Source organism: Nonomuraea sp. NPDC001684 (genome assembly GCF_053596515.1).
This window is the reverse complement of sequence record NZ_JBSFGJ010000403.1, coordinates 1-8,515: the sequence shown is the minus strand read 5'-3', so window position 1 is coordinate 8,515 and position 8,515 is coordinate 1. Positions and strand designations below refer to the sequence as shown.

The 8,515-nt window shown below is 72.8% G+C and carries 8 protein-coding genes; 3 read left to right on the top strand and 5 right to left on the bottom strand.

The genetic code is table 11. From position 1 onward, the window contains the following. Window positions 1-1,128, bottom strand: a 1,128-nt coding sequence (locus ACWCSD_RS41415) for an alpha-amylase family glycosyl hydrolase (protein WP_449923142.1), incomplete at its 3' end; no start/stop codon positions are given. 230 nt (window positions 1,129-1,358) lie between these two features. Between ACWCSD_RS41415 and ACWCSD_RS41410 the strand changes: the two genes are divergently transcribed. Together ACWCSD_RS41410 and ACWCSD_RS41405 are read left to right on the top strand one after the other, a co-directional pair. Next, a complete protein-coding gene (locus ACWCSD_RS41410; RefSeq protein ID WP_397164340.1) occupies window positions 1,359-2,642 on the top strand; it encodes an ABC transporter ATP-binding protein in 1,284 nt (427 codons plus the stop codon). Window positions 2,643-2,855: 213 nt separating this feature from the next. Continuing rightward, window positions 2,856-3,479, top strand: a complete 624-nt coding sequence (locus ACWCSD_RS41405; protein WP_397164339.1) for an FMN-dependent NADH-azoreductase — start codon at window positions 2,856-2,858, stop codon at window positions 3,477-3,479. Here ACWCSD_RS41405 and ACWCSD_RS41400 read toward each other — a convergent pair. From ACWCSD_RS41400 to ACWCSD_RS41390, 3 genes are all read right to left on the bottom strand, one after another. Beyond that, window positions 3,476-4,657, bottom strand: coding sequence for a hypothetical protein (locus tag ACWCSD_RS41400; RefSeq protein WP_449923137.1), 1,182 nt, complete (start codon window positions 4,655-4,657; stop codon window positions 3,476-3,478). The two genes, ACWCSD_RS41405 and ACWCSD_RS41400, sit on opposite strands and share 4 nt — an antisense overlap. Before the next feature lie 186 nt (window positions 4,658-4,843). Then, window positions 4,844-6,106, bottom strand: coding sequence for an acyltransferase family protein (locus ACWCSD_RS41395; RefSeq protein ID WP_449923134.1), 1,263 nt, complete (start codon window positions 6,104-6,106; stop codon window positions 4,844-4,846). Window positions 6,107-6,130: 24 nt separating this feature from the next. After that, entirely contained in the window at window positions 6,131-7,207 is a 1,077-nt protein-coding gene (locus ACWCSD_RS41390; RefSeq protein WP_449923131.1) for a cation diffusion facilitator family transporter, read from the bottom strand. Between the two features lie 51 nt (window positions 7,208-7,258). Here ACWCSD_RS41390 and ACWCSD_RS41385 point away from each other — a divergent pair, with 51 nt between their 5' ends. Beyond that, window positions 7,259-7,615, top strand: a complete 357-nt coding sequence (locus ACWCSD_RS41385) for an ArsR/SmtB family transcription factor (RefSeq protein WP_357969218.1) — start codon at window positions 7,259-7,261, stop codon at window positions 7,613-7,615. On the opposite strand, the gene ACWCSD_RS41380 is transcribed toward ACWCSD_RS41385, so the two are convergent. Then, the coding region (locus ACWCSD_RS41380; protein WP_449923126.1) for an acyl-CoA dehydrogenase family protein at window positions 7,616-8,515 on the bottom strand (900 nt) is incomplete at its 5' end.

Genomic DNA, 8,515 nt, shown 5'->3' with positions numbered 1-8,515 from the left:
GCGGCAACCGTCCCGCCCGCTGTCGGGGTCGCGCAGCCGCTGCGGGTCCTGGCACACCTCGTCCGGCAGGTCGAGCACCTCGGGAAGGCCCAGCTCCTCGCCCTGGTAGACGTAGGCCGAGCCGGGCAGCGCGAGGGTCAGCAGCGCGGCGGCGCGGGCTCTGGCCAGGCTGCCGTAGCGGGTGACGTGCCGCTTGACGTCGTGGTTCGACAACACCCAGGTGGTGGGCGCGCCCACGGAGCCGGCCGTGGCGAGCGAGGAGTCGATCACCGCGCGCAACTCGGCGGCGTCCCACGGGGTGAACAGGTAGTGGAAGTTGAAGGCCTGGTGGAGCTCGTCGGGCCGGACGTACATGGCCAGGCGTTCGGCGGTGGGCGCCCACGCCTCGGCGACGCCGATGCGCTCGCCGGGGTAGGAGTCGAGCACCCGCCGCCAGGCCCGGTGGATCTCGTGCACGCCGTCGTTGTCGAAGTACGGCACCGGCTCGCGGCCGATCATCCTGGTCTGGTTCGGGTGGCCGATGTCGGGCAGGCCGGCCGGTTTGACCATGCCGTGCGCCACGTCCACGCGGAAGCCGTCCACGCCCAGGTCGAGCCAGAAGCGCAGGATCGACTCGAACTCGCCGCGCACCTCGTCGTCGTCCCAGTTGAGGTCGGGCTGGGCGGGGTCGAACAGGTGCAGGTACCACTGGCCGTCCTCGACCTGCGTCCAGGCCGGGCCGCCGAAGATCGACTCCCAGTCGTTGGGCTGGTCGCGGAAGATGTACCGATCGCGCCGCTCGCCGCGCAGCGCGGCCTGGAACCAGGCGTGCGCCGACGAGGTGTGGTTCGGCACGACGTCCACGATGACGCGCAGGCCGTGGCCGTGGGCCTCGTCGATGAGCGCCTTGGCGTCGGCCAGGGAGCCGAACAGCGGGTCGACGTCCCGGTAGTCGGCCACGTCGTAGCCGAAGTCGGCCATCGGCGAGGTGTAGAAGGGCGTCAGCCAGACGGCGTCCACCCCCAGCTCGACCAGGTACGGCAGGCGATCGCGCACGCCTATCAGGTCGCCGACGCCGTCGCCGTTGCCGTCGGCGAAACTGCGCACGTAGACCTGGTAGATCACGGCGTCACGCCACCACATGTTCATGGATCTCCCCCCGGGTTTCCGCACCATGAAAGCCCTTGCCGCAAGTTTACGCAAGCCCTTCCATGCACCTCGTATCCGGATTTATGGGTATACGGCCGCCTAAAACCCCTGGCCGAAACCCCTGCGGGTGAGATTCTTTATGTCAAGGGTGGACATCCAGCGTTAAGGCGCGATGTACTACCTCTTCAATCAGCCTCGTCACAGGTGACACGCGCGCAAGGTGTGGGCCCATGAGCTCGGTCGTTCTCGACAAAGTGACCAAGGTGTATCCGGGCGACTACCTGGCAGTCGACCGGCTGAGCCTGCAGGCCGAGGATGGCGAGTTCCTCGTCCTCCTCGGTCCTTCCGGTTGCGGCAAGTCCACGCTGTTGCGGATGATCGCCGGCCTGGAGGAGATCACGGAAGGCGATCTCTGGCTGGACGGCCAGCTCGCCAACCACCTGCCGCCGCGCGACCGCGACGTGGCCATGGTGTTCCAGAACGGCGCCCTCTACCCGCACCGGACCGTGCGCGGGAACATCGCCTTCCCCCTGGAGATCGCCAAGTCGGACCCGGCGATGGTGCGCGACCGCGTCACCGAGCTGTCGAAGGCGCTGCACATCGACGAGACGCTCGACCGCCGCCCCGGCACCCTGTCGGGCGGCCAGCGACAGCGCGTGGCGATGGGCCGGGCGATCGTCCGGCAGCCGAAGCTGTTCCTCATGGACGAGCCGCTGTCGAACCTCGACGCCGGCATGCGCACCGAACTGCGGATGGAGATCTCCGCGCTGGTCAGGTCGCTCGGGGTCACCACGATCTACGTCACGCACGACCAGGTCGAGGCGCTCACCCTGGCCGACCGGATCGCGATCCTGAATCGCGGCGTCCTGCAGGACGTCGGCACTCCGGCCCAGATTTACAACGATCCAGCGACGGCGTTCGTGGCGGCCTTCCTCAACTCCCAGCAGTTGAACCTGTTGGCGGCCGGTGTCAGGACGCCGCAGAACCAGTACGTCATGCTCGACTTCGGCCCGCACCGGCTCACGATGCCCTGGAGCGATCCCAGGGCGTACGCGATCTCTCAGCACACGGGCGGGCAGGTGCTGGTCGGCATGCGTCCCGACGGGCTGGCGCCGGTGCCGGAGTCGTACGACGGGCCGTCCTTCTACGGGCGGGTGCGGGCGCTGGAGTACCACGGGCACGAGTGGCTGGCGTACCTGGAGTGCGGCATGCCGGCGATGCCGGTGCCCGAGCCGCCGGACCCGCGCGCCCGCCTCAACGGCGAGCGCGACGGCGCGGGCGGGCTGACCGGGATGGTGCGGCGGCTCTTCTCGCAGCGCGCGCCGGAGCACGAGGAGCAGGAGCAGGTCGGACAGAACGTGGGCAGCGGCTTCCACCGCCGCTCCGACCTGATCGTCCGGCTGGGCAACCGGCCGATGTGGCGGGCGGGGGACGCGGCGAAGGTCGCGGTGGACCTGTCCCGCCTCATGATCTTCACTTTGGACGGCGCCCGCATCGACCCGCCGCGCCGCTGACCTCTGGCGCGCCTCGAAAGCACAGCGGGATCGACACCCTGCCCCCACCGTCGAGCGCACCGACCTGACGCCCCGCCGGACTCGCGCCGCACCCACCGTGCCGCGCGGGCCCGGCCTTCGCCATGCCCCGGCACAGCCCCACCTTGACCAACCGGACCTCGGTCCGTATCGTTGGCGACACTAACCGGACCGCAGTCCAGAAAGGTGTTCGCCATGTCCAGGTTGCTGCACATCTCCGCCTCACCCCGCGGCACGGAATCGATCTCCGCCGCCATCGCCGAGACGTTCGTCCAGGAGTACCTCGCCACCCACCCCGCCCACACCGTGGACCGCTTCGACCTCTGGGACGGCACGCTGCCCGAGTTCGGCCCCGCCGCCGCCCGCGCCAAGATGACGGTGTTCGGCGGCGGCACCCCCGCGGGCGAGGAGGCCGAGGCCTGGGCCGCGGCGGTCAGGACGTTCGAGCGCTTCGACGCCTACGACCGCTACCTGTTCAGCGTGCCGATGTGGAACGCGGGCGTGCCGTACAAGCTCAAGCAGTTCATCGACGTGGTCAGCCAGCCCGCGATGATCTTCGACGTGCACCCGGAGACGGGGTACCGCGCGCTGCTGACCGGCAAGCGGGCGGCCGTCGTCTACACCAGCGCGGTGTGGGGGCCGCGGCTCGGCCCGGAGTTCGGCACGGACTTCCAGTCCACGTTCTTCGGCGACTGGCTGCGCTGGACGGGCATCGCCGACGTGCAGGAGATCCGCCACCACCCCACGCTCACCGGCTCCTACGACGCCGAGCGCAAGCAGGCCGACGAGCACGCCCGCCGCGTCGCCAGGACCTTCTAGACCGTCGCCGGGCTCCAGCGCGGACCGGCCGGGGTGTCCTCCACGGTCACGCCGCCGCGCGCCATCGCCTCGCGCAGCGCGTCCGCGATCTCGTACCGCCCCTCCCCCCGCAGCCGCGCGCGCAGGTCGAGCAGGGGTTCGACCAGGGGACGCAGACCGGCGGTCGCGGCGGCCTCGCCCAGCCGGGCGATCAGCAGCCGCATCAGCTCCCGGGCCTGGTCGACCCCGCCCGCGTCCTCCTCGGTGTCGGCCGCCCACGTGACGATCTCCGCCTCCAGGTCGAGCACGAGCCGCGCCGCCGCCGCCAGGTCCGGCTTGCCGACCGCGTCCTCGAACAGCCGCTCGCAGGAGCGGACCGTCTCCTCCAGCGTGACGGCGGGCCCCGCGGCGGCGCGGGCGGCGGGCGGTAACGGCGGGACCGCGCCGGACATGGCGCCCGCCGCCAGGCCGCGGACGGCGGCCAGGCTCGTCCGGGTCCCGGCCGGCAGGACGCTCACCGCCCCCGGACGCCGTACGGTCAGGCCGCCGCGCCCGGCCACCTCCACCGCCTCCGACTCCAGGTCGATGATCAGCGCCGTGTGCTCGTCGAGCCCCAGGACGGCGGTCTCCGGCGGCAGCTCCCGCTCCATCCGCGACAGCCGCCGCTCGCCCAGGTAGCAGTAGCGGGTGTCGTGGGTGCCGCCCTCGGCGTTGTCGAAGTGCGGGATCAGCACGGCCCGCAGGCCCAGCGGCTCCAGCAGGCCGATGCCCTCGCGCCAGTGAGGCTCGGCGCCCACCTTGTAGATCTCGTAGACGGGCACGGTGGCCAGGCCCGCGGTGCAGGCGGCGGCCGAGGCCAGCACGGTCACCCCCTGCCGGGAGCGCACCCGGGCACGCAGGTCGCCGGCCACGCCGGAGGCGGCCCACCGGTCGAGCGCGTACGTAGGGCTGCCCGGCCCGGAGAACACCCAGTCGGCGCCCGTGATCGCGGTGGCCGCTTCGACCTCCAGCCCGACGCTGCGGGCGAAGTAGCGGCGGGCGCGGGCGGAGATGTCGGCGGCGTTCTCCTGGAAGGCGTAGGGCGTGTCGAGCAGCACGGCACGGGCCCCCGCGCGCAGCCCGCGGGCCACCGCCCGGTGGACCTCGACCATGGTCGGGCTCGTCTCCCCCGACCCCATGAGCACCAGCGAACCCGGCATGCCCTCGGCCCCTTCCCCACCCGCCGGTGACCGCGGGGCCCCGGCACGCGCCCTGACCAGCCCCGAGCCCGGCGAGAGCCCCGAGGAGGCCGCGCGACGGCCCGGCGGGGTCCGCGACGATGACCCGCCCCCCATCTTGCACTCCACGAGCCGGCGGCACGAGCCCGGCGAGAGGATCGTGCCGGCCTACGCGGTGTGCCCCGAGCCGTCGCCCTGGCCGCCCACGGCCGAGCCTCCCGTGACGGGGACCGCGCGCGGCGCGGCGCCCGCGCCGGCGGACCGCCGGGAGACCCGCCGGCCCAGCGCCTGCATGGGGCGTTCGACGTAACGGTAGGAGAGCGCGCTGACGGCCAGGATCAGCGCCAGGGCCAGCCCGGCCATCGCGAGCTGATACGGCAGCGGCGCCCGCCGCAGGTCGCCGGTGACCTCCACGAAGTACTTCAGCAGCGGATGGTGCACCAGGTAGAGCGAGTAGCTGATCAGCCCGAGCCAGGTGAGCACGGGGGGCAGCCGCCGTCCGCGCAGCGCCATCGCGCCCGCGAAGGTGGCCGCCGCCAGCGCGATCGTGGTCAGCCACACGTCGGCCTCGACCCACCACCAGCCGCTCTCGATCGCCCACACCGGAGCCACGACGACCAGCGCCGCCGTCACCGCGACCGGCCACAGGCCGCCGCGCCCGCGCTCCCAGCGGTGGATCGCCGTGCCGGCGAACATGACCGCGACCACGGCCGCGCCCAGCCACGGCACCCGGCTGCTCAGCAGCAGCAACGCCAGCGCCATCAGCCCGAGCAGGCACGCCGCGGTCCGGCGGAACCAGCCGCCGACCACGCAGGCGAGCCCGGCGGCGAACACCGCGCACGACACGTAGGCCGGCCATCCGCCCCGCAGCACCGCCCCCGACGCCACCAGACCCACCGCCACGGACGCCCCGGCGAACAGGACGGACACCAGCCCGCTGCGCTCGTGCGCCCCGATCAGGAACAGCGCCGTGACCAGCAGGTAGAACACCATCTCGTACGACAGCGTCCACATCGTGTCGGCCACGCCGCCCACGCTCACGACGTCGAGCAGCATGGTCGCGTGGGCCGCCACCGCGCTCCCGTCGCGCGGCACGCCCTCGCGCACCGGCACCCACCAGGAGGCGGCCAGCACCAGCGCGATCACAGCCAGGTAGAGGGGGTAGAGGCGGAAGGCGCGGCTGGCCCAGAAGGCCCGCACGTCGCCGTGGCGTTCCAGCGAGGTCGGGATGATGTACCCGCTGACCAGGAAGAACACCAGGATGCCGTAGACGCCGAGGCTGAACCAGTAGGGGCGCAGCGCGGGCAGGAACCACGGCAGCAGGTGCTCGGCGACCACCGCGAGCGCGCCGATGCCGCGCAGGGCATCGAGCCAGGCGAGCCTGGACGGCGCGCCCGGCGTGGTCGGGTGGGGGGTCGCGGCGGTCGGCACCCGCCCCAACTTACCCGCAGCGGGCTAGGTGATGCGGTGGGTCGCCAGGGACGCGTGGTGGTCGGCTCCGTCGGGGCCGCAGGGGTCGGTGTGGACGGTGGCGGCGCGCAGGCGCGGCAGGTCGTGGATCAGGCGGTGCTCGGCCTCGACCGCCACGGCGTGGGCGTCCACGACCGACATGGCGTGGTCGACCAGGATCTCGACCTCGGCGTGCAGGGCGTGGCCGAGCCAGCGCAGGCGCACCGAGCCGACGCGCTCGACGCCGGGGACGCCGGCCAGGATGCGTTCGGCCTCGTCCACCAGGGCGGGGTCGACGGCGTCCATGAGGCGGTGGTAGATCTCGCGGGCGGCGTCGCGCAGCACGAAGCAGATGGCGACCGTGATCAGCAGGCCCACGACCGGGTCGGCGATCGGGAAGCCGAGCGCCGCGCCGCCCGCGCCGAGGAGCACGGCCAGGGAGGTGAAACCGTCGGTCCTGGCGTGCAGGCCGTCGGCCACGAGCGCGGCCGAGCCGATCTGGCGGCCCACGGTGATGCGGTAGCGCGCCACCCACTCGTTGCCGACGAACCCGGCCAGCGCGGCGGCGGCGACCCAGCCGAGCGCCCGGACGTCCTGGGGCTCGACGAGCCGCCGGACGGCCTCGTACCCGGCGAGCGCGGCCGAGGCGGCGATGAGCACGACGATGGCGATGCCCGCGAGGTCCTCGGCCCTGCCGTAGCCGTAGGTGAAGCGGCGGGTGGCGGCCCGGCGGCCGAGCGAGAAGGCGATGGCCAGCGGGACGGCGGTCAGCGCGTCGGCCAGGTTGTGCAGGGTGTCGCCGAGCAGTGCGACCGACCCCGACGCCACGACGATCACGGCCTGGACCACGGCGGTGAGCATGAGGACCGCGAAGGACACGGCCAGCACGCGCATGCCCCGGCTGCTGGACTCCAGGGCGCTGTCGGTTCTGGCGGCGCTGTCGTGGCTGTGCGGCGTTAACACGTGCGCGGCCTTGGCGGCCAGCGCCCTGAGCCCCCGCCGCTCCCCCGGCCCGTGCCCGTGGCCATGCCCGTGACCGTGGCCGTGACCATGACCGTGCGGATGGGTATCGGAGTCAGACATGAGCACCCCTTCGCTTGCGCGTCTCGTCCGCTCCGACCAGGATATGTAGTCATGTACGCACGCGACAACGTCTCAGGTGCGGACCACTCGCAGGAGCAACCCACTCCCGCCCAGGTCAACGCCGCCGTGGACGCCTTCCGCATGCTCAGCGACGCCACCCGGCTCCGGCTGATGTGGGAACTGTCAGCCGGTGAGCTGGACGTGAACTCCCTGGCCGAGGCGGTCGGCGCGGCGCGCCCGTCGGTGTCGCAGCACCTGGCCAAGCTCCGGCTGGCCGGTCTGGTGGACACCCGCAGGGACGGCCGCCGAGTGCTCTACCGCGCCCGCGACGGGCACGTGCGGGCGCTCATCGCCGAGGCGCTGTCCCATGCCGACCACGAGGTCTCGGGGCTGCCCCGGCACGACTAGCTACCAGCCCACCCGGCCCTTGCCGGAGACGAGGGCGCGGGCGATCACCAGCCGCTGCACGTCGTTGGTGCCCTCGCCGATCGCCATCAGCGGCGCGTCCCGGTAGAGCCGTTCGACCACGAACTCCTGGGAGTAGCCGTAGCCGCCGTGGATGCGCATCGCCTCCAGCGAGGCCTTCAGCGCCACCTCGGAGGCGAAGTACTTGGCCATGCCCGCCTCCATGTCCACCCGCTTGCCGCCGTCGGCCTGGGCTGCGGCCCAGTACGTGAGCAGCCGGGCGGCCTGGATCTCGGTGGCCAGGTCGGCGAGCTTGAGCTGGACGGCCTGGAAGTCGGCGATGGGCTGCCCGAACGCGGTGCGCTCGCGCGCGTACTCCAGGGCGGCGTCGTAGGCCGCCTGTGCGACGCCGACCGCGCGGGCGGCGATGTTGACCCGGCCGATCTCCAGCCCGCCCAGCACCTGCTGCATGCCGCGTCCCTCGACGCCCCCGAGCAGCGCCGAGACCGGCACGCGGACCTCGTCGAGCACGACCTCGCAGGTCTCGGTGCCCTTGTAGCCGAGCTTGGGCAGGTCGCGGCTGACGCCGAAGCCGGGCGAGGCCGGATCGACGAGCAGCACCGACATGCCCTTGTGGGCGGGCTCGGTGACCGAGGTCTTGACCAGGACGGGCAGCGGGTCGGCGTGCCGGGCGTTGGTGATCCACGTCTTGGTGCCGGTCACCACGTAGTGGTCGCCGTCGCGGACCGCGCGGGTCTGGATGCCCTGCAGGTCGGTGCCGGCGCCGGGCTCGGTGAGCGCGATGGCGGTACGCCGGACGCCCGCGGCCAGGTCGGCGAGGTGGAGGCGTTTCTGCTCGTCGGTGCCGTGTCTGGCGATCATCCAGCAGGCCAGCGAGTGGGA

Excerpts from the sequence above, each read along its gene's own strand:
- ACWCSD_RS41405 (WP_397164339.1), top strand. The coding sequence starts at position 2,856 with ATGTCCAGGTTGCTGCACATCTCCGCCTCACCCCGCGGCACGGAATCG.
- ACWCSD_RS41390 (WP_449923131.1), bottom strand. The coding sequence starts at position 7,207 with ATGTCTGACTCCGATACCCATCCGCACGGTCATGGTCACGGCCACGGT.
- ACWCSD_RS41410 (WP_397164340.1), top strand. The coding sequence starts at position 1,359 with ATGAGCTCGGTCGTTCTCGACAAAGTGACCAAGGTGTATCCGGGCGAC.
- ACWCSD_RS41400 (WP_449923137.1), bottom strand. The coding sequence starts at position 4,657 with ATGCCGGGTTCGCTGGTGCTCATGGGGTCGGGGGAGACGAGCCCGACC.
- ACWCSD_RS41385 (WP_357969218.1), top strand. The coding sequence starts at position 7,259 with ATGTACGCACGCGACAACGTCTCAGGTGCGGACCACTCGCAGGAGCAA.